We start from the raw sequence: 21,498 nt of genomic DNA on the forward strand, positions 1-21,498 counted from the left end.
AGAGAAGCGCCCATGGATTACCTGCCCCTCTTTTGTCAGTTAAAAAACAGAGCCTGTTTGCTGGTTGGTGCCGGTGACGTGGCAGAACGTAAAGCCCGCCTGCTGCTGGAAGCCGGTGCAAAACTGACGGTAAACGCCCTCACCTTTACACCGCAATTTCAGATCTGGGCTGATGAAGGCAAAGTCCGCCTGTTGCGCGGCGAATTCTCCCCGCTGCTGGTGGACGAAAAATGGCTGGTCGTGGCCGCCACCGATTCCGATCTGGTGAATCAGGAAGTCAGTGACGCCGCCGAACACCGTCGCGTGTTCTGTAACGTGGTGGATGCCCCGGAAAGTGCCAGCGTGATCATGCCGTCGATTATCGACCGTTCGCCGCTGATGATTGCCGTCTCCTCCGGCGGTAATGCGCCGGTGCTGGCGCGCCTGCTGCGTGAGCGTCTGGAGGCTATACTGCCGCTGCATCTGGGCAAACTGGCGCAGGTAGCGGGCGGATTACGCGCACGGGTCAAAAACCAGTTCAGCGAGATGTCCGAACGCCGCCGCTGGTGGGAAAAGTTGTTTAATCATCATCGTCTGGCGCAGTCTCTGGCCAACAACGATGAAGCACAAAGCGCGCAATTTATCGAAGAGCTGTTCAGCGAACCGGTAGATAAACACGGCGAAGTGGTTCTGGTGGGCGCCGGGCCAGGCGACGCCGGATTACTGACGCTCAAAGGCACGCAGCAAATGCAGCTGGCCGACGTGGTGGTTTACGACCGGCTGGTTTCCGATGGCGTGCTGAATCTGGTGCGCCGTGACGCCGAGCGGATTTTCGTCGGCAAGCGTGCCGGGCACCACTGCGTGCCGCAGGAGCGCATCAATGAAATCCTGCTGGAACAGGCGCAGATGGGCAAACGCGTTGTCCGGCTAAAAGGCGGCGATCCGTTCATCTTTGGCCGTGGCGGCGAGGAACTGGAAGCACTGAAAGCCGCGGGTATCGCGTTTTCTGTGGTGCCGGGCATCACGGCGGCTTCCGGTTGTTCAGCCTACAGCGGCATTCCGCTGACTCACCGTGACCACGCGCAAAGCGTGCGGTTGATCACCGGTCATGCGAAGCAGGACGGCATTCTGGACTGGGCCTGCATGGCGCAAAGCCAGCAAACGCTGGTGTTTTATATGGGGCTGACGCAGGCCGGTGAAATACAGCGCCGTTTACTGGAAAATGGTCTGGCCGCAGAAACGCCCGTCGCCTTGGTGGAAAACGGCACCAGCCAGCAGCAGCGGGTTGTGACCGGCGTGCTGACTGAACTGGGCAATCTGGCAAAACAGGTGCAAAGCCCGAGCCTGATCATCGTTGGCAGCGTGGTAAGCCTGCGGGAAAAACTGAACTGGTTTGCCAGTAAAACGCAGAACTGACAAGCCAGCGTAACGTTGCGCTGTATGTTCCACTGATTTTGTAAGGTGTTGAAAGCAAAAAACCACGTCAGGAAGACGTGGTTTTTGTGTTCACAGCGAAGTCAGAGATTATGGCAGCGTAACAAAACCAATCGCTTCATAAGCTTTCTTCAGCGTCACGCTGGCGCGGGCGCGGGCTTTCTCAGCACCTTCTTTCATCACCTCTTGCAGGTAAGCTTCGTCGCTGCGGAAGCGGTTAAAACGCTCTTGCACGTCGGTCAGCATGCCTGAAACAGCTTCGGCCACCGCACCTTTCAGATGACCATACATCTGACCTTCAAATTCAGCTTCCAGCTCTGGAATCGCTTTGCCGGTGACACCGGAAAGGATATCCAGCAGGTTTGAAACGCCCGGCTTATTTTTAATGTCGTAACGGATGACCGGTGGCTCTTCGGAATCCGTCATCGCGCTTTTGATTTTCTTGGTGACCGCTTTCGGATCTTCCAGCAGGCCGATCACGTTTTTACGGTTGTCATCCGACTTGGACATCTTCTTGGTCGGTTCCTGCAATGACATAACACGCGCACCGGATTTCGGAATGAACGGCTCAGGCACGGTAAACACGTCACCGTAAATCGCGTTGAAACGGCTGGCGATATCGCGGCTCAGTTCCAGATGCTGTTTCTGGTCTTCACCGACCGGCACCTGATTGGTCTGGTACAGCAGAATATCGGCCGCCATCAGCACCGGATAATCGAACAGACCGGCGGTGATACTTTCGCTGTTGGACGTCTCGTAACGCGCGGATTTGTCTTTAAACTGCGTCATGCGACCCAGTTCACCGAAATAGGTGTAGCAGTTCAGCGCCCAGCTCAGTTGCGTATGTTCAGGAACATGAGACTGCACGAAGATCGTGCTTTTCTTCGGATCAATACCGACGGCCAGATACAGTGCCAGCGTGTCGAGCGTTGCTTTACGCAGCTTTTCCGCATCCTGGCGCACGGTGATCGCATGCAAATCGACGATGCAGTAAATGCATTCGTAATCGTCCTGCATTTTGACCCACTGACGCAGAGCACCCATGTAGTTGCCAATGGTCAATTCGCCGGAGGGCTGTGCGCCACTAAATACGATGGGTTTACTCATTTTATGCTTCCTGATCTTTTAAAGATGACAGCCCCAAGGTGGGCAGAAGGTCGGCGAAATTCTCCAGTACGCGATCGGGTTTGGTCAGCGCGATAGTTTCACCGTAGTTATAACCGTATGTCATGCCGACGCACGGGCAGCCAGCGGCCTGTGCAGCATGAATATCATTGCGTGAATCACCGACAAACACCATTTCACTGGCACGCAGTCCGAGCAACGCCAGGGTCATATAGACCGGCGCCGGATGCGGTTTTTTTGCCACGACGTCATCGCCGCCAATCACGACGGTGAAATAACTGTCGATACCCAGCGATTGCAGCAAAGGCGCGATGAAAGGCGTCGGTTTATTGGTCACCAGCCCCATTGGCAGCCCCGCCGCGGCCAGTGCGGCCAGCGTCTCTTTAACCTGAGGGTATAAACGGCTGCCGCCTGCGGCAGTACCGGCATAATAGTGATCAAATTTATTACGCACATTCTGCAGAAATGCTGGCGACATATCGCCTTCGGCCCAGCGGACGGCGCGTTCAACCATGACGTCGGCACCGTTGCCGATCCAGGTGCTGAGGCGCGCAACGCCAGCGGCCGGTAAACCGACATCACGTAACGCCAGATCCACGGCCTCGGCCAGACCCGGCGCGCTGTCGACCAGCGTGCCGTCTAAATCAAATGCCAGACCACGCGCAACCAGAGTGTCAGTCATGGGAAACCTTCGCCAGCTCGCTGCGCATGTGGTCAATGACGGTGCCGTAATCCGGCTGATTGAAGATGGCTGAACCGGCGACAAACATGTCGGCGCCCGCAGCAGCAATCTCACGGATATTTTCCGCTTTCACGCCGCCATCCACTTCCAGACGAATGTCGTAACCGCTCGCATCAATAATCTTGCGCACCTGACGCAGTTTATCCAGCGTGCCCGGAATAAAGGGCTGACCGCCAAAGCCGGGGTTGATCGACATCAGCAGGATCACATCCAGTTTATCCATCACGTAGTCGAGATAGCTCAGCGAGGTGGCCGGATTAAAGACCAGACCGGCTTTACAGCCGTGGCTTTTGATCAGTTGCAAAGTGCGGTCAACGTGCTCAGAGGCTTCCGGATGGAAAGTAATGTACGTCGCGCCCGCTTCAGCAAAATCAGGCACCAGACGATCCACCGGTTTTACCATCAGATGAACATCGATCGGTGCTGTGATGCCGTAATCGCGCAGTGCTTTGAGGATCGCAGGCCCCATCGTTAAATTCGGTACGTAGTGGTTATCCATTACATCGAAATGTACGACGTCTCCACCCGCAGCCAGTGCCTTTGCCGTGTCTTCACCCAGACGGGCAAAGTCAGCAGACAGAATCGATGGTGCAATCAAAAACTGTTTCATCCGCTTCTCCAAACGATAAGGTTACCTGTTGACTGCGGCGCAAACCGGCAATCAGCGATACAGCGCTAAAAGTTCGTTCACTTTGCTGCGTTGAGCAACATTGCTGCTGATAGTACGACGCGCAGAGACGCGATGCAGTTCCGCTTCTGCGTACCATTCCAGCGTAAGTGGTGTTTCGTGGTTGGAGATCAGCACCGGTACCGCATTCTCATTCGAGAGCTGCTGCGCCAGACGCGCCAGATTGCGCTGATCGTCCATGCTAAAGCTGTTGGTGTGATACGCCGTAAAATTCGCAGTAGCAGAAAGTGGCGCATAAGGTGGATCGCAATAAACCACCGAGCCAGACTCCGCTTTCAGCAACGTGTCCTGATAATGCTCGCACACGAAAACCGCATTTTTGGCTTTTTCAGCAAACCAGTGGAGTTCTTCTTCCGGGAAATACGGTTTTTTATAACGGCCAAAAGGCACGTTAAACGCTCCGCTGAGGTTATAGCGACACAGGCCGTTGTAACAATGGCGGTTCAAATAGAGGAAAAGTACCGAACGACGATAAGGGTCGCTGCTGGCATTGAACTCAGCCCTCAGGACGTAAAAACGATCTGAATCATTATACTCAGGCGTGAAAAGCACACGGGCATCACGCACAAATTCGTCTGTGCGGAGTTTCACAATGTTATAGAGGTTGATCAGGTCGCTGTTGATATCCGCCAGAATGTAGGCGTCATACTCAGTATTCAAAAATACCGAGCCCGCGCCAACAAAAGGCTCAATCAGACAATCTCCCGCCGGAAGATGACGTTTAATGTCATCAATCAGCGGGTATTTGCCGCCAGCCCACTTCAAAAACGCGCGGTTCTTCTTCATGCCGTCAGTTAGCTACTTATACAATTCACAGCCGCGGATTGTACCCTGTTTTTAGACAGCAAATCGCGTTGAGATCAGATTCATTTTTTCAGGTCTTGCTGTACCTGATGTACAGGTTTAACCCACGGTTTTTTCGCCTGAACTTCCGCAGGCAGACTGGCAATAGCACGCTTGGCTTCTGCAGAAGACGCATAGTTGCCACTGACCAATACATACCAAGGCTTCCCGTCACGGGCAGTCTGATAGACCAGATAGTTTTTCAAACCTGATTGTTTGGCAAAAGCGTTCAGCGAAGTAGCCTGAGAGGCGCCGCTTAACTGCAGCGTGAAGTGTGAACCAGGTGCAGACTTAATGGCTGATGCGCTGCCTGAAGCCACTGCTGGCGCAGACGCGCCAGGCGTTGACGCTGTCTGGGATTTGGCCGGGTGCGATGCCGTCGCCGCAGGTTTACGCTCAACCGGCTTCGCGGTATGGGCGGTCTGCGGGGTACGGGCGGTTTGCGCCGGACGGGTATGCGTAGCTGAAGGTTGTGAAACGGCCGGCGTCTGAGTACGCGCCGAACCATTGACTGTCGCCGCGGCGGTCGGCAGAGAGGTCAGAGATTGTGCAGCACCATTGGTTGCTGAACCCTGAACCATACTGCCCTGCGCAACACCATCCACCTGATTCTGCTGGGAAGACAATGCATCACCCATATCACCCGGCAGATCCACACGTTCTTTCTGACCATTATCAGGCAGAGGCTGTGCTTCAGTTGGGGTGGAGGACACTGGCGGTAAACCGATATTCTGCGGCTGCTGGCCATTTGCGGCCTGAGCGGTGTTGTTTTGCGCCTGCGCGGAGGGCTGAGCCGGGGCTGCAGCGTCGTTGCCCGCAAGATTAATGTCTTTCGGACCGTTATTCTGCTGGGTAGCCTGGTTCGATGTCGGTGACTTCATGGCAGAGCCGATGCCTACGATCAGCAATACCAGCACCACAATACCGATGCCAATCATGACGTACTGACGGGAAACAGCGACCTTTGGTATGGAAGGAGACGGTTTGCGCGCGCGCGGTGGGCGGCGATCGCTGGTGTCTGGCTTGAGATCGTCTTCCGGTGTTAAATCATCCATCTAAAACCTCCAACCCGGCTAAAAGCCTGAAACAGGCCTCACGCGGAGCAACTATCCTGACTAATAAATATAACGCTTGCTGGGCATTGGTAAAATCGGTCGTTATCTGGCCAAAAAAGTGGCCACAGGTTTAACGGCAATCTTCAATCGAAGCCAGCACCATTTCATGCGATACGCCGGAGCGTACTTCAGACTGTCCAATTGCTTTCGGTAAAACCAGACGCAGTTCGCCAGCCAGTACTTTCTTATCACGCATCATGTGCGGCAAATAGGCGTCGGCTTTCATGACCTGTGGCCCGGTGACCGGTAAACCGGCGCGGGTCAGCAAGGTTTTCACCCGGGCGATATCACCCAGACCGAATTGACCGAGGCGATGGGCGGTATAACACGCCATCATCATGCCTGCGGACACGGCTTCACCGTGCAGCCAGTTGCCATAACCCATTTCAGCTTCAATAGCATGGCCATAAGTATGGCCCAGATTCAGCAAGGCGCGCAGTCCGTTTTCACGTTCATCGGCAGCGACAACCTCCGCTTTCAGCTCGCAGCAACGTCGGATGCAGTAAGCCAGCGCGTTCATATCCAGCGCCAGCAGAGCGTCCATGTTGTCTTCAAGCCAGACAAAGAAGTCGGCATCCAAAATAATGCCGTATTTGATCACTTCCGCCAGCCCCGATGACATTTCACGGGCAGGTAAAGTGCGCAGACAGTCGAGATCAACCACCACCGACGCAGGCTGATAAAACGCGCCGATCATGTTTTTTCCGAGGGGATGGTTTACCGCCGTTTTACCGCCAACGGAGGAATCGACCTGAGAAAGCAACGTGGTAGGCACCTGAACAAAGCGTACACCGCGTTGATAACTGGCTGCAGCGAAGCCGGTTAAATCACCGACTACGCCGCCGCCAAGGGCGACAAGTGTGGTATCACGTCCGTGCGGCTTTTGGAGCAGCGCGGAGAACACGTCATTGAGAACAGCCAGGGATTTGTATTGTTCACCATCAGGCAAAATCACCTGATCAACACGAACGCCTGCCTGCTCCAGCACTGAACGAATGCCGTCCAGATAGAGAGGAGCGAGGGTTTCATTGGTCACTATCATGACCTGATCGCCTGCCTTTACCGGCATAAAAGAAGCCGGATCGTGGAACAATCCGGCAGCAATCGTAATGGGGTAGCTACGCTCCCCTAACGTTACGGTAATCCTCTCCATGTCGCGCTCTGTAACCTTCTTTAACTGACACCCTCAGGCAATGATAGAAACCAAAAATCAGTTACTTTCCAGCATGTTAATAATCTGGTTGGCGACGACTTTGGCACTTTGATCATCGGTACGAATAGTGACGTCGGCAATCTCTTCATACAAAGGATTGCGTTCTCTCGCCAGTGCTTCAAGCACTTCACGCGGCGGAGCACTCACTTGTAATAATGGACGTTTTTTGTCGCGTTGTGTACGCGCCAGTTGTTTTTCGATGGTAGTTTCAAGATAGACGACAACGCCACGCGCCGACAAACGGTTACGGGTTTCACGTGATTTAACGGAACCCCCGCCAGTTGCCAGAACGATGCCTTGTTTTTCGGTCAATTCGTTGATCACTTTTTCTTCGCGGTCGCGGAAGCCGTCTTCGCCTTCTAAATCAAATACCCAGCCCACATCAGCTCCGGTACGTCGCTCAATTTCGTGATCGGAGTCGAAAAACTCCATATTGAGTTGTTGAGCTAACTGTCGACCAATAGTGCTTTTGCCGGCACCCATAGGCCCAACCAGAAAGATATTGCGTTTCTCTGCCATGTTTTTCGGTATTACTAAGACTATTTCGTTGATGATAACCCGCCCCGCCAATCAAATTAGCGGCGGGACCTAAACTGAAACCTCATGAGCGATAGTGCGAGATCAGAAAAAAATTATCTCAACACTCTTGGTAGTTTGGCAACCGAATAAATCACATTGCACGCCGCAGGAGGGAAACCGTACGTTTTTATCGACGTGTGTGCAGTAAAAAAAGATCACGGTGCTTAATTCGGTAACCCTTGTAAGCTAAATCGACGGCAGCGTCAAACTCAGAAGCCTCTGACGACACAAAAAGTTGCACGTGCTCAAGGTAATTATGCGGTTTAGGTTAACACTTAATACCCGCTTAGCGGGTGCGGATTAAGGTTGGAGTGATGAAAATCACCAACTCACGCCGCTGTTCATTCGTATACTGGTGTTTAAACAAGGAACCTACCACCGGAATATCGCCGAGGACGGGCACTTTTGTATCTGTGTTCTGATTTTTACGTTGAAAAATCCCGCCGAGTACAATCGTTTCGCCATCTTTTACAGTGACCTGGGTTTTAATTTCCTGCTTATCGATCGCCAGCGCTTCACCTTCTGACTGTTTAATGCTCCGCCCCGGCATGTTCTGGCTGATTTGTAATGCCAGCTGGATGCGACCGTCACGCTGAATTTTGGGTGTCACTTCCATACCGAGCACGGCTTCTTTAAATTCGATCGAGGTACTGCCACTCGCACCACTGGACACCTGATAAGGAATTTCGGTGCCCTGTTTGATACTGGCGGTCTGCATATGCGCCGTCAGCAACCGCGGGCTGGCGATAATATCGACTTTGTCTTCCTGCTCAAGCGCAGTCAACTCGAGATCCAGTATCCGTCCGCTGATGTGCGCCAGATTAAATCCCGCGGTAAATATCGGGTTTTCTACCGGCATCCCCATGCTGAAATTGTTCATACGCACGGCTTTGGTGATCGCCTCTTCCCCCGTGAACCCCCAGCGTACGCCTAATTCCCTCAGGCTTTCGCTATTCATTGTTACGATGTGTGCTGCCAGTTGCACCTGCTGCAAGGGCAGATCCATCTCTTTCACCCACGGCGCAACCACATCCAGCGCTTCTTGAGTATCACGCAATAAAAGTGTGTTGGTGCGCGGATCCGCAGACGCACTGCCCTTTACAGAAAGCAGCGTGCCTTTTTGCGCGTTCAGACTCAGCGCCGCGTCTTTGGCATCGGCATATTGCAGCGGCACGGTCAGGCTGAGTACCGGACGTTGATCTTCCTGCTGCTCGGCAGCCTCCCTGAGTTTCTGTTGCTGCAAAAGCGGATCGATTTCAGGTGACACCATCAGCACGTTGCCTTCCAGCTGGCTGGTGAGATGGTTCATGCGCAGGATAATATCCAGCGCCTGCTGCCAGGGCACTTCCCTGAGCTTCACGCTGATCTGCCCTTCAACGCCCGGCGCAGTAATAAGATTGAGCTGCCGGGTATCGGCCAGTGCCTGCAACACCATTTCCACCGGCGCGGTCTGAAACTCCAGTGACACCGGCGACAACTGAGCGGCCTTCGCCGCGCTAAAACACAAACATAACGGCAGCCACCAGGCGGCATAGTTACTCTGTTTCATCATTTTCCTTTCCGTGGAGTGACAATAGGTTGGCCAAACCGAAGGGTCTGGCGCTGCTCGCCGCAGCGAATATCGCTGATGCTGAGTTCGATTTTTGACGCACTGAGCGCTTCTACCGTCCATTGCGGCATACCGATCTGCGCGCCTGCTTCTACCTTTATCCAGCCTTCATCTGGCGAGAGTAACCAGCCGGACTGCCGCCCTTCCGCCTGCACTATCCCGCCTAAACGCCATGCAGGAGATAGCGCTTCGTCCGCACAAGGCCGGGCTGGCGTGGAAGCAAAGGGATCACGCACGGGAAGGCTCGTGGCAGCCGCATCGGGAATTTCCGCCGCCTCGGTGGTTTGCGTCAATAAAAGTGAGGCCGCAAGACCGTCTTCACCCGCCCGCAGATTCAGTTCACTGAACGCCGGATGCGAAGGTTTTTGCAGCAATGTCTGAAGAAAATGCATCAGCGCGCTAAACGACGCTTTCAGATGAAGTTCACCTTGCGGGCCGGGCGCGGGCAACCACTGAACCAGCGTGGCTTGTGAGGTTTTCAGTGGCTGTGAGAATTGCTGATCCAGAGGCAAAATGTCATTTTCTGCCCGCACGTTTTCTTTCAGAGTCTGCTCCAGGCGCGACAGCGGTGATGCCTGAAGCAATAACACCTGGGCATGAGCCACAACCCGCTGCATATCCTTGATCTGCTTCTCCAGATCATTCTGTTGCTGCCACATGCCACTCAACACGCACTGATACAGGATCATCGCCATGCATAACGTTGCACACGTCAGCATTGATGCCAGCTGCCAGCCCGGTTTTTGCATGAGAGGTTCAAGCCGCGCGGCGAAGGAGAACGTCATGGCTGCGCCTCCTGTTTATCTGCTGATAACACGCCAGTCGGCTGACGCAGTTGCATCTTCAGGGTAAAACTCAGCGCCAGACCGGATTGCTGACGTACATCTGCAAGGCTGACGTCACCGAGTAATTCGCTGGCGGCGAGCGTTTCACCAAAAGCCAAAATATCGTGATAAAAACGCCCTTCACCCTTGAGCGTCAGGTGGCTCTGATGCTCAGTCAGTTCACTCAGCCGGAGATCCTCGGGCATATTTTCAGCCAGCAACGTCAGCAGTTGCAGATAGTCCCTGCTTCGCTGCGCCTTCTGCTGGCTTATCAGGCGCTGAGCCATCAGCTCTTTTACCTTTGCTGATGCCGCATCCACACGCCGTTGCTGGAGGGACAGCGCCTGCGAAGCGAGTTTCAGCGCAGCGACATGCTGCAGTAACAGTGTCTGATGCTGTGCCAGATAAGCAGCACAGATCCACGAACCCGCCAGCAGCAATCCCGGAAACAGCACCGTCACGTTCAGCCAGAAACGCAGCCGTTTCCGGCCCTGCACCCTGCGCCAGGGCAATAAATTGACCTGTAGCATCAGCAATCCATATGTCGCAGTGCCAGCCCGACGGCGGGAGCAAAAGCGCCGGGGCTGACCGGTAGCGGTGCAGATAACTGACCGATAGCGCTCAGCGGCGACCAGCTTTGCAGTGTCGGCGGTGGATTTTCGCCGCTGTAATAGCCTCCGGCTTCACACAACGTCGCCGCGCGATACTGCGTACGAACCCGTTCTGCCAGGGAAGTGTCGGCCTGCGCGTCAGTGTTATCGAATAATCCAAACTGAAACGGCAAACCGTGCGGCGAAGCCCAGAGAATGCCATCGTCGAGAGGATGAATCAGCAAGGCGTCACCGGGAAGCCCGGCGGCGTGGGCGGCAACCTGAAGAGCGCAGGGGGCAAGTTCGATCACCTGCGGGAAAAGCTGCGCCTGCGCCAGGCAGCCCATCCACTGTTCGATTTCCTTCTGCCTCGCAGCGGTGACCACCATCTGATTATCGCCGCACGGGTCTGCGCGATAGTCCATCACCAGATGTTCGATGCTGAGGGGGAACTGTTTCGCCGCATGGGCGAAAATAAAGGCGCTGCGGGCAGGCTCAGGCATACGCACATCAGGGGCGGCCATACGCTGCTGCATGATCCGCTGTGCCGGGAGGCTGATTCTGAGTGACAGCGTCGAGGGTAAGGTTTTGCGCCAAAATGATAAAATGGCGATCAGTGGCGCAGTCTCATGTAATATGCCCTCCCGCAACGTGAAATCGGGCAGCGGATGCTGCCACCAATGACGTAATTGCCAGCCATGACGCCGCCTTTGTACGGCGATCGCACGGGCAAAACCGGCTTGAATATCCAGACCTACCTGCCATGCTTGTAGTCGCATTTTCGCCCAATCTCCATATCGTCAAGTAAATAAAAGTACGTATCCATGTTGCAGGCTTGCCTTTATACTACCGCGCGGTTGTTTATAAACTGCCCAATTGACACTAAATGGGAAATCTCAGGTGAAGTTCGTAAAGTATTTATTGATTCTTGCAGTGTGTTGCATTTTGCTGGGAGCAGCCTCGATCTTCGGTTTGTATAAATTTATCGAGCCTCAGCTACCCGATGTTGCCACGCTCAAAGACGTGCGCTTGCAAACACCCATGCAGGTCTTCAGTGCCGAAGGCGATCTGATCGCCCAATACGGTGAGAAGCGCCGTATCCCGCTGAAACTGGGCCAGATCCCTCCGGAAATGGTGCATGCGTTTATCGCCACAGAAGACAGCCGTTTTTACGAGCATCACGGTGTGGATCCGATCGGTATTTTCCGTGCGGCGTCTGTCGCGCTGATGTCCGGTCACGCCTCACAGGGCGCGAGTACCATTACTCAGCAGCTGGCCCGTAACTTCTTCCTGAGCCCTGAACGCACGCTGACCCGTAAAATCAAGGAAGTATTTTTAGCCATCCGCATTGAACAGCTGATGACTAAAGATGAAATCCTCGAGCTGTATCTGAACAAGATTTATCTCGGTTACCGCGCCTATGGCGTGGGCGCTGCTGCGCAGGTGTATTTCGGGAAAGACGTGAGCCAGCTGACACTCAGCGAAATGGCCGTGATTGCCGGTCTGCCAAAAGCGCCGTCAACCTTTAACCCGCTCTATTCACACGACCGTTCTGTCGCACGTCGCAATACCGTACTGGCCCGTATGCTGGATGAAAAATACATCACGCAGGAGCAGTACGATCAGGCACGTGCAGAACCGGTTGTGGCGAACTATCACGCCCCGCACATTGAGTTTTCTGCGCCGTACCTGACCGAAATGGTGCGCCAGGAGATGGTGAAACGTTATGGCGACAACGCTTATAACGATGGCTATGAGGTCTACACCACTATCACCAAGAAAACGCAGCTGGCAGCGCAGGAAGCCCTGCGTACTAACGTACTGAATTACGATATGCGCCATGGCTACCGCGGCCCGTCAAATCAGATGTGGAAAGTCGGTGAACCTGCGTGGGATGAAGACAAAATTGTTCAGTCGCTGAAAACGCTGCCGGTCTACGGGCCATTGTTCCCGGCGGTCATCACGTCAATCGACGATGCGCAGGCCACGGCAACTATGTCTAACCGTGCGGTGATCAGCCTGCCGTTTAGCACCATGCGCTGGGCGCGACCTTACCGTAATGACAACGCTCAGGGCCCGACGCCGAAAAAAGTGTCCGACGTGGTTCAGCCGGGCCAGCAGGTGTGGGTGCGTAAAGTGGGGGATGTCTGGTGGCTGGCACAGGTTCCTGATGTCAACTCGGCCATCGTTTCCCTGAATCAGAACGACGGCGCGATTGAAGCGCTGGTGGGTGGATTTGATTTCAACCAGAGCAAATTTAACCGCGCAAATCAGGCTGTCCGTCAGTTGGGTTCGAACATTAAACCGTTCCTGTACACCGCTGCGATGGATAAGGGGCTGACGCTCGCCACTATCCTCAATGACATGCCGATCACCCGCTGGGATGCGGGCGCAGGCCAGGACTGGCGTCCGAAGAACTCCCCACCAACCTACGTCGGCCCTATCCGCCTGCGTCAGGGGCTGGGAGAGTCTAAGAACGTGGTGATGGTGCGTGCGATGCGTGCGATGGGCGTAGATTACGCAGCAGAATATCTGCAGCGTTTCGGCTTCCCGGCCGCCAACATTGTGCATTCTGAATCACTGGCGCTCGGTTCTGCTTCATTCACGCCATTACAGGTGGTGCGCGGTTACGCGACGTTAACCAACGGCGGTTATCTGGTGGATCCGTATTTCATCACCAAAATCTTGTCGGAGTCCGGCGAAGTTCTGTTTGAAGCTAAACCGAAAATCGCCTGCCGCACCTGTAATATTCCGGTGATTTATGGTGATACACAGAAATCGGCGGTGCTATCTGATGACAACGTGGAAAACGTTGCCACTTCAGTGAATAACAGCAATAACGCCGTGCCGACGCCGCAGCTTGAACAGGTGCCGGCGAACTCTCCACAGGTCGATGCACAGCAACAGTACGCGCCACATGTGATCAGTACGCCGCTGTCATTCCTCATCAGTGATGCGCTGAACTCCAACATCTTCGGCGAACCTGGCTGGATGGGCACAGGCTGGCGCGCAGGACGTGATCTGAAACGTCACGACATTGGCGGTAAAACCGGGACAACCAACAGCTCGAAAGATGCCTGGTTCTCCGGCTATGGTCCAAATGTAGTGACATCAGTCTGGATTGGTTTTGACGATCACCGACGCGATCTGGGTCGTTCGACCGCTTCGGGTGTGATCCCGGATCAGATCTCCGGCGCTGAAGGCGGCGCGAAGAGTGCGCAACCGGCATGGGATGACTACATGAAAGCGGTGCTGGAAGGCGTACCTGAAGAGAAACAAACGCCGCCTCCGGGCATCGTGACGGTCACTATCGATAAGAGCACCGGTAAGTTGTCTGACGGCGGCGGTGGCAGCCGTCCGGAATACTTCATTGACGGAACTCAGCCGACGGAACATGCAGTGCATGAAGTCGGGACGACCATCATGGATAACGGTCAGGAACACGAACTGTTCTGATGCCTGAGCTGTAAAGCAAAAAAGCCGGTCTGCATAATGCATGACCGGCTTTTTTATTGGCGTTTTTTTGGCTCAAACGCCGCAAAGCCCATTGAGTCAGCGGGCGTTGCGGGTCAGGAAATCATGCGCCAGGAATAACGCGCTGACGTTGCGGGCTTCGCAAAAATCAGGCTGTTGCAGCAGTTCCATCATCCGCGAAATCGGCCAGCGGGTTTGCGGTAAAGGCTCTGGCTCATCACCTTCGAGACTTTTCGGATACAGCGCTTTCGCAATCACAATGTTCATACGGCTGGAGAAATAGGACGGCGCCATCGTCAGTTTTGCCAGTACGTCAAAATGACCGGCACCGTAACCGACTTCTTCCATCAGTTCACGGTTCGCCGCTTCCAGCACACTTTCTCCTGCATCGATAAGCCCTTTCGGAAAACCCAGCTCGTAGCTTTCGATACCGACGGCATATTCATGGATCAGCAGCAGATCGTCATCAATGATCGGCACGATCATCACCGCTTCGCGATCGGAAGGACGCATGCGTTCATAGACACGTTCGGCGCCATTGCTGAACGCCAGATCAACAGATTCGATGGTGAATAAACGCGAACGGGCTACGGTTTCCACCTTCAGGATTTTCGGTTTTTGCAGGTGTTGTGTCATTTCATCCCCAACTTATTATTCACCTGACTGCGGGTGTCGTAATGGGTTCATATGGGTTTCTGAATATTACTATCAGAAAACATTGTGCGTTAATGCAAGCCTGAATCGCAATCTTTACCGCGCATAAGTTCCGCGCGGACGGGTATATTCACCGCCGAAGCTCGGATTTCACTCCTGATATCGTGCAAAAAAGACCCGTTGTTATGTTCGCGTCACAATTCTGCTGTAACAAAAACACGCACGATTCAAAATAGGATTATACCGATACCCATTAAAGTACAATTGCGGATATCCTTTAGCGTGGTATGTTTTGAAAAAAATTTGCGCATAAAAATCAGTCAAATAATGAAAATTCTGTCCGATATCAGGCCGCGCGTAAAAATGTGTATTGGGTTTATGTGTTTTTAAATTATGTATAATACTTTCACAGAGTTGACGTAAGTCACCCACGTCAGAACGGGGATAGGATGAGCACAGTAGTCGTGACACTGGTGTTGTTGTGTATCGCAATCATTGCCACTGGGAGTTTCTTTTGGTTTGCCTTGCGACGCCGCCAACGCGACGAGTCCGTGGTACATTTCCCCACCCCCAGCCAGCGAAAACTTTCGCAACAAGAGCGCGACGCCGTTGAACGGTATCTGCGACAAAGCGAAGGCCTGGGACAAACACCGATTACCCACCGTAATAACCTGATTATCCTGCGCGATAAACTCATCCTGACCACCAAAAGCGAAAACGTCTACAGCCTCAAGCGCGCGATTACCCGTTACGGGGTCGCCAGCGAAGAGACCAACAGCGGACGCTACTTCCTTGATACCACCGAAATTCACCTGCCGCCTTTCTGGGAGCAATACATTGCCCAGGAAAATCAGGTTGAGCTGATCAAAACGCAGTCTATGCCGCTGGTCATCTCCCTTAACGGGCATTCGCTGGTCGATCACGTCTATGAAGGCCCGACGCCGGTTTCTACCGTGCTGCCTTCGCAGCCGCAAAATGCCTCGATCCGCCATGAAGAAAGTGAACATATCGAACTGGTAAAAGTGCGCCGTGAAACCCGTGAAGAACACGCACTTACCCGCTCCAGCGGCGTGAAAGAAGCGCTGGCCATCTCCGGCGTTTTATTGCTGCTGTTTATCACCCTGCTCAGCCCGGTGGTGTTCCTGCCGTGGTTACTGACGCTGGCGGCGGTGCTTACTGCCTGGGTGAGCTGGCGCGTCGTCTCCGAACGTTTAGGTAAAAACCGCAAGGAAATCCATTGCCTGCGGGGATTACCTAAACGCTGGGGTCTTTTTGGTGAATCCAAACAGGGTGATATCAGCAATATTTCACTCGGTACGGTTGATCTGATTTATCCGCCGCACTGGCAGCCGTTTATTGGCCGTGACCTGGGCCAGCCGACAGATATCGAGCTGTACATGAACAGCCACGTGGTTCGTCAGGGCAGCTATTTGTCTTTGCACGACGAAGTGAAAAAATTCCCGTTGCAACTGTGGGGAAAGAACCTGGTGCTGGCGACCAGCGCTTTCCTGCTGCTGCTCATGCTGCTGGTGTACGTACCGCTCGGACTGCCGCTCAAACTCAGCATGGCGTGGCTTCAGGGCGCGCAAAGTGCGCAGGTGAACAGCGTGCAGGATCTGGAAAAAACGGCGCTGCGCGTCGGCGACACGCTGAAAGTTCAGGGCACGGGGATGTGCTATGTGGCGCCATCGGGCAGCCGCAGCGCATCGGGTTTCATGCCATTCGACTGTTCCGGTATTTACTGGAACAACGCCGCGCCGCTGCCGGTTCCGCAGTCAGAAATTATTGATGCCGCCACCGCACTGCAAACGACGGTCAACAATCAGATGCATCCGGGTGAAAATCTGGAGCAGAACATCAACCCGCAACTGGCGACCGCGATTGAAAAATCCGGCATGATCCTGCTCGACGATTTCGCCGATATCGTGCTGAAAACCGATGCGCTGTGCGGAAACAAATCAAACGAGTGTGTGCGCCTGAAAAATGCGCTGGTGAATCTGGGCAATTCAAATAACTGGAGCATGCTGGTGAAGCGTGCAAAAGCGGGAACATTGCAGGGAATCAACGTTCTGTTGCGACCGGTCAGCGCGCAGTCATTGAGTGAACTGGTCAACAACGCCACGTCTTCTTTCTTCCTGCAGGAAACCCGCCGCGCCGCTGACAGTCTGAACAGCCCACCTCCGGGCGGATTCCTGATCAGCAATGACGAAGGCCGTCAGCTGGTCGAACAGCCGGTGCCGCCGGTCGGGTTGTTCGGTAATCCGCCACAGGATCAGTGGAAACAGCTGCAAACCCTTTCCGCGATGTTGCTGCACACACCGTTCAGTGCGCAGGGTGTGATCACCAGCATCAGCATTGATGCCAACGGCACGCGTCACATTTCATTGCACAGTGAGCCCGATATCTCGACGCTGTGGCGCTATCTGGGCACCAGTGTGCTGCTGTTCTTGCTGCTTGGCGTCCTGCTGGTGAATACGGTGCTGTTTATCCGTCGCTTCATCAAAGACAAGCGCCGCATCGACGATATTGAACAGTATTACAACGCCAGCTTTCACCCGACATTGATGCCTGCCCCCACGCATACGCTGAACTGAATCCCAGGGTGGCTCTGCGCCGCCCTGAGAGAATATGGTATTCTGACCCTTCCCTGCTTGCGTTTAACCTCTCCTGCCATGCTCCGGCACGCAGGACATGGAGTTTTCATGCCTCTTGATCTCGACTGGAACAATATCGATACCGTTTTACTGGATATGGACGGCACGCTGCTCGATCTGGCTTTCGACAGTCAGTTCTGGTTAAAGGACGTGCCGGCTGCACTCAGCCTGCAACGTGCAATCCCGCTGGAAAATGCCCGCCAGATCATTCATGACGAATACCTGGCCGTTCAGCACACCATGAACTGGTATTGCTTTGATTACTGGAGCGAGAGGCTGGATCTGGACATCTATCAGATGACCACAAACATCGGCAAAAATGCGCGCTTACGCGAAGATACGGTGCCGTTCTTGCGTCATCTGCGGGCAAGCGGTCGCGAAACTATTTTGCTGACTAACGCGCATCCCCACAGTCTGTCAGTTAAAATTGAACACACCGGTTTGGATCAGCACCTTGATTTATTACTTTCCACCCACACATTTGGTTATCCAAAGGAAGATCAACGTTTGTGGGCTGCCGTGCAGCAGCAGACCGGTTTTAACCCCGGCAGAACCCTGTTTGTCGATGACGGGGAACCGATCCTGAATGCGGCAAAAACCTTTGGTATCCGCTATTGTCTGGGTATAGAAAATCCGGATTCGAGCGGGGCAAATAAGTCATTCCAGGGACACCCTTCCATCAATGACTACCGCGACCTGTTGCCTTCGATTCACCCCGTAACAGGCCCGGCTCAGTAGTTCCGGTACGTTTCAGGGGGAGAGATGAAAGGTAAAAAGGAAGAGGACGACAACGCAGTACGTCTCGATAAATGGCTGTGGGCGGCTCGTTTTTATAAGACCCGGGCACTGGCACGCGAGATGATTGACGGCGGCAAGGTGCATTACAACGGCCAGCGCGGGAAACCCAGCAAGCTGATGGAACTGAATGCCGAAATCACCCTGCGTCAGGGAAACGATGCAAAAACGATCATTGTGCTGGGGCTGACCACTCAGCGCCGCAGTGCGGAAGAAGCGCAAACGCTTTATCAGGAAACCGAGGCCAGCATTGCCAGCCGGGAGAAAATTTCTCAGGCGCGGAAGATGAATGCGATGCCCCATCCGGACCGACGTCCGGACAAAAAGGAACGCCGCAACCTGATCAAATTCAAATATGGCGATGCGGAATAAACACCGCCAAACAGAGAGAACGTTATGTCAAATCACGACCAGTTACACCGTTACCTGTTCAACCATCACGCTGTGCGCGGCGAACTGGTTTCACTCCATGAGACGTTCCGGCACATCGTAGCGGGTCACGACTACCCGGCTGAAGTCCGTAATTTACTGGGCGAAATGTTGGTCGCCACCAGCCTGCTGACGGCCACTCTGAAATTTGATGGCGATATCACCGTACAACTGCAGGGCGATGGCCCGCTGAAACTGGCGGTGATCAACGGCAATAACCGACAGGAATTGCGTGGTATTGCGCGTTTACAGGGTGACATCGCCGAAGGCAGTTCCCTGAAAGAGATGATTGGTAACGGCTACATGGTGATCACCATTTCTCCAAACGTGGGCGAACGTTACCAGGGCGTTGTCGGGCTGGAAGGTGAAAATCTGGCTGAGTGTCTGGAAAACTATTTCATGCAGTCTGAACAGTTGCCGACACGTATTTTCATCCGTACGGGCGAAGTTGAAGGTCAGCCCGCGGCTGGCGGCATGTTGTTACAGGTTCTGCCCGCTGAAGAGACGGACGCGGAAGAGTTCAGCCATCTGTCACAGCTGACGACCACCATCAAAGCTGAAGAATTGCTGAATTTGCCGGCTAACGAAGTGCTTTATCGTCTATATCATCAGGAAGAAGTCACTCTGTATGAACCGCAGGACGTATGTTTCCGCTGTACCTGTTCGCGTGAACGCTGCGCCGGTGCGCTGATGACGCTGCCAGATGAAGAGATCCTCGAAATGCTGGAAGAAGATGGCAAAATCGAGATGCACTGTGATTATTGCGGTTCAGATTATGAATTTGACGCCATGGACATGGCGACGCTGAAGGCGAGCGGCAATGTTATTTCGGGAAATGATAACGTTCATTAATTGTTAACTCATTAAACTAAAGGGACTTTCTGTTGAAAGTCCCTTTTTTATTGCTTCCTCATAACTTCATTGCACAATTTGTTAGTTTTCCATCACATTTCCAGAAGAAAATTCACATCTCCGGTTATTCTTTGAGAGCTATCGCTGTTTGACCGCCATAAATACCTACAATTACCGCTGGTTTATCCCTTAAGACGCTGACGCTTTAGGGGTTCTACGTTCAGGTAAGGAGCAGGGAAATGCCAACCACTCTCGGGATCAACGCCGAAACACTCGCCCGCTACGGGATCCATCAAAGCAGTCAAATCGTCTATAACCCTGATTACGAGACTCTTTTCAATGAGGAAACCGCACCGGGCCTTGAAGGCTTTGAGCGCGGACAGGTGACAGAACTGGGCGCAGTGAACGTCGATACCGGCATTTTCACCGGCCGTTCCCCAAAGGATAAATACATTGTCCGCGACGACACCACGCGCGATACCTTGTGGTGGGCAGATCAGGGCAAAGGCAAAAATGACAATAAACCGTTGTCGCCTGAAGTCTGGTCTTCGCTGAAAGCTTTAGTCAGCAAACAATTGTCTGGAAAGCGTTTATTCATCATCGATGCCTTTTGCGGTGCAAACGCCGATTCCCGCCTGAAGGTGCGCTTTATTACTGAAGTCGCCTGGCAGGCTCACTTCGTCAAAAACATGTTTATTCGCCCGCAGGAGACTGAGCTGGAGAACTTCGAGCCTGACTTTATTGTCATGAACGGCGCGAAATGCACCAACCCGGACTGGCAGAAACAGGGCCTGAATTCTGAAAACTTCATCGCTTTTAATCTTACCGAGCGCATTCAGCTGATCGGCGGCTCGTGGTACGGCGGCGAGATGAAGAAAGGCATGTTCGCGGTGATGAATTACCTGTTGCCGTTGCAGGGCATTGCGTCAATGCACTGTTCCGCCAACGTCGGTGAAAAAGGTGATGTGGCGGTCTTCTTTGGCCTTTCAGGCACAGGAAAAACTACATTGTCCACCGACCCGAAACGTCAGTTAATTGGTGACGATGAACACGGCTGGGACGATGACGGCGTGTTTAACTTCGAGGGAGGGTGTTACGCAAAAACCATCAAACTCAGCAAGGAGGCGGAGCCGGAAATTTTTGGTGCGATAAAACGCGATGCGTTACTGGAAAATGTCGTGGTCAGCGAAGACGGTAAGATCGACTTCGATGACAACAGCAAAACTGAAAACACCCGCGTTTCATACCCGATTTATCACATTCAGAATATCGTGCAGCCGGTGTCCAAAGCAGGTCACGCCAGCAAAGTGATTTTCCTGACCGCCGATGCCTTTGGCGTTTTACCTCCGGTATCCCGACTGACGGCTTCGCAGACGCAATACCATTTCCTGTCTGGTTTCACCGCCAAACTGGCGGGTACAGAGCGCGGCGTCAATGAGCCGACGCCGACCTTCTCCGCCTGCTTTGGTGCCGCCTTTCTGATGCTGCACCCGACGCAATACTCCGAAGTGCTGGTCAGGCGCATGGAAGCGGTTGGCGCTCAGGCCTATCTGGTCAATACCGGCTGGAACGGCACCGGTAAGCGTATTTCGCTGAAAAACACCCGCGCCATTATCGACGCCATCCTCAATGGCACGATTGACGACGCAGAAACGTTTACGCTGCCGCTGTTTAATCTGGCCGTGCCGGTTGAGTTGCTGGGCGTCGATACGCAGATTCTGGATCCGCGCAACACCTACGCCAGCCGTGAACAATGGCAGGAAAAAGCTGAGCATCTGGCCCGGTTATTTATCGATAACTTCGACAAATATACCGATACGCCTGCAGGTGCCGCATTGGTCAGCGCCGGGCCGACGCTTTAATCTGTCGATATTCACCTTTCAGGCGCGGGCTTCCGCG

Annotated in this window: 19 protein-coding genes; 7 read left to right on the forward strand and 12 right to left on the reverse strand. The window is 53.7% G+C overall.

Translation table 11 applies throughout. The features are described from left to right. The first annotated feature begins 12 nt into the window (after positions 1–12). A complete protein-coding gene (gene cysG / locus ABSH60_RS08250) occupies positions 13–1,395 on the forward strand; it encodes a siroheme synthase CysG (protein WP_390973484.1) in 1,383 nt (460 codons plus the stop codon). Positions 1,396–1,503: 108 nt separating this feature from the next. On the opposite strand, the gene trpS is transcribed toward cysG, so the two are convergent. From trpS to pilM, 11 genes are all read right to left on the reverse strand, one after another. Continuing rightward, positions 1,504–2,520, reverse strand: coding sequence for a tryptophan--tRNA ligase (gene trpS, locus ABSH60_RS08255; RefSeq protein ID WP_056775333.1), 1,017 nt, complete (start codon positions 2,518–2,520; stop codon positions 1,504–1,506). Position 2,521: 1 nt separating this feature from the next. Next, entirely contained in the window at positions 2,522–3,220 is a 699-nt protein-coding gene (locus tag ABSH60_RS08260; RefSeq protein WP_390973486.1) for a phosphoglycolate phosphatase, read from the reverse strand. Next, complete coding sequence (gene rpe, locus ABSH60_RS08265) at positions 3,213–3,890, reverse strand: ribulose-phosphate 3-epimerase (RefSeq protein ID WP_056775340.1); 678 nt, start codon at positions 3,888–3,890, stop codon at positions 3,213–3,215. The genes ABSH60_RS08260 and rpe overlap by 8 nt, the downstream gene beginning before the upstream one ends. Positions 3,891–3,941: 51 nt before the next feature. Beyond that, positions 3,942–4,754, reverse strand: coding sequence for an adenine-specific DNA-methyltransferase (dam, locus tag ABSH60_RS08270; RefSeq protein WP_056775343.1), 813 nt, complete (start codon positions 4,752–4,754; stop codon positions 3,942–3,944). 80 nt (positions 4,755–4,834) lie between these two features. After that, positions 4,835–5,866, reverse strand: coding sequence for an SPOR domain-containing protein (locus ABSH60_RS08275; protein ID WP_390973489.1), 1,032 nt, complete (start codon positions 5,864–5,866; stop codon positions 4,835–4,837). A gap of 130 nt (positions 5,867–5,996) precedes the next feature. After that, entirely contained in the window at positions 5,997–7,079 is a 1,083-nt protein-coding gene (gene aroB, locus ABSH60_RS08280; RefSeq protein WP_217202947.1) for a 3-dehydroquinate synthase, read from the reverse strand. A 57-nt stretch (positions 7,080–7,136) separates the two neighbouring features. Beyond that, entirely contained in the window at positions 7,137–7,658 is a 522-nt protein-coding gene (gene aroK / locus ABSH60_RS08285; protein WP_014333540.1) for a shikimate kinase AroK, read from the reverse strand. 346 nt (positions 7,659–8,004) lie between these two features. Beyond that, positions 8,005–9,267: a DNA uptake porin HofQ gene (hofQ, locus tag ABSH60_RS08290; RefSeq protein ID WP_122097586.1), complete on the reverse strand. Its 1,263-nt coding sequence runs from the start codon at positions 9,265–9,267 to the stop codon at positions 8,005–8,007. Then, positions 9,267–10,112, reverse strand: a complete 846-nt coding sequence (locus ABSH60_RS08295) for a pilus assembly protein PilO (protein ID WP_390973491.1) — start codon at positions 10,110–10,112, stop codon at positions 9,267–9,269. Before ABSH60_RS08295 ends, hofQ begins: the two co-directional genes overlap by 1 nt. After that, complete coding sequence (locus ABSH60_RS08300; RefSeq protein ID WP_390973493.1) at positions 10,109–10,681, reverse strand: PilN domain-containing protein; 573 nt, start codon at positions 10,679–10,681, stop codon at positions 10,109–10,111. Before ABSH60_RS08300 ends, ABSH60_RS08295 begins: the two co-directional genes overlap by 4 nt. Beyond that, positions 10,681–11,520, reverse strand: coding sequence for a pilus assembly protein PilM (gene pilM, locus ABSH60_RS08305; RefSeq protein ID WP_390973495.1), 840 nt, complete (start codon positions 11,518–11,520; stop codon positions 10,681–10,683). The genes ABSH60_RS08300 and pilM overlap by 1 nt, the downstream gene beginning before the upstream one ends. A 121-nt stretch (positions 11,521–11,641) precedes the next feature. Here pilM and mrcA point away from each other — a divergent pair, with 121 nt between their 5' ends. Continuing rightward, a complete protein-coding gene (gene mrcA / locus ABSH60_RS08310; protein ID WP_056775357.1) occupies positions 11,642–14,197 on the forward strand; it encodes a peptidoglycan glycosyltransferase/peptidoglycan DD-transpeptidase MrcA in 2,556 nt (851 codons plus the stop codon). A 96-nt stretch (positions 14,198–14,293) separates the two neighbouring features. Here the strand turns inward: mrcA and nudE are convergent, their stop codons facing one another. Continuing rightward, positions 14,294–14,851: an ADP compounds hydrolase NudE gene (gene nudE, locus ABSH60_RS08315; RefSeq protein ID WP_056775361.1), complete on the reverse strand. Its 558-nt coding sequence runs from the start codon at positions 14,849–14,851 to the stop codon at positions 14,294–14,296. 467 nt (positions 14,852–15,318) lie between these two features. Between nudE and ABSH60_RS08320 the strand changes: the two genes are divergently transcribed. The 5 genes from ABSH60_RS08320 (at position 15,319) to pckA (ending at position 21,461) form a co-directional block, all read left to right on the forward strand. Further along, entirely contained in the window at positions 15,319–17,463 is a 2,145-nt protein-coding gene (locus ABSH60_RS08320) for an IgaA/UmoB family intracellular growth attenuator (protein ID WP_390973497.1), read from the forward strand. Between the two features lie 108 nt (positions 17,464–17,571). Continuing rightward, positions 17,572–18,261, forward strand: coding sequence for a GMP/IMP nucleotidase (gene yrfG / locus ABSH60_RS08325; protein ID WP_390973499.1), 690 nt, complete (start codon positions 17,572–17,574; stop codon positions 18,259–18,261). Positions 18,262–18,285: 24 nt separating this feature from the next. Beyond that, the gene (gene hslR, locus ABSH60_RS08330) at positions 18,286–18,690 is read left to right on the forward strand and encodes a ribosome-associated heat shock protein Hsp15 (protein ID WP_122097296.1); all 405 of its coding nucleotides are present in this window, start codon (positions 18,286–18,288) and stop codon (positions 18,688–18,690) included. Between the two features lie 24 nt (positions 18,691–18,714). Further along, positions 18,715–19,599: an Hsp33 family molecular chaperone HslO gene (gene hslO, locus ABSH60_RS08335; RefSeq protein ID WP_056775370.1), complete on the forward strand. Its 885-nt coding sequence runs from the start codon at positions 18,715–18,717 to the stop codon at positions 19,597–19,599. Positions 19,600–19,838: 239 nt separating this feature from the next. Beyond that, a complete protein-coding gene (gene pckA, locus ABSH60_RS08340) occupies positions 19,839–21,461 on the forward strand; it encodes a phosphoenolpyruvate carboxykinase (ATP) (RefSeq protein WP_390973502.1) in 1,623 nt (540 codons plus the stop codon). Positions 21,462–21,498 lie beyond the last annotated feature (37 nt).

Origin of the sequence: Rahnella sp. R3(2024), assembly GCF_042920125.1 — a bacterium.
Lineage (GTDB): Bacteria > Pseudomonadota > Gammaproteobacteria > Enterobacterales > Enterobacteriaceae > Rahnella > Rahnella rivi.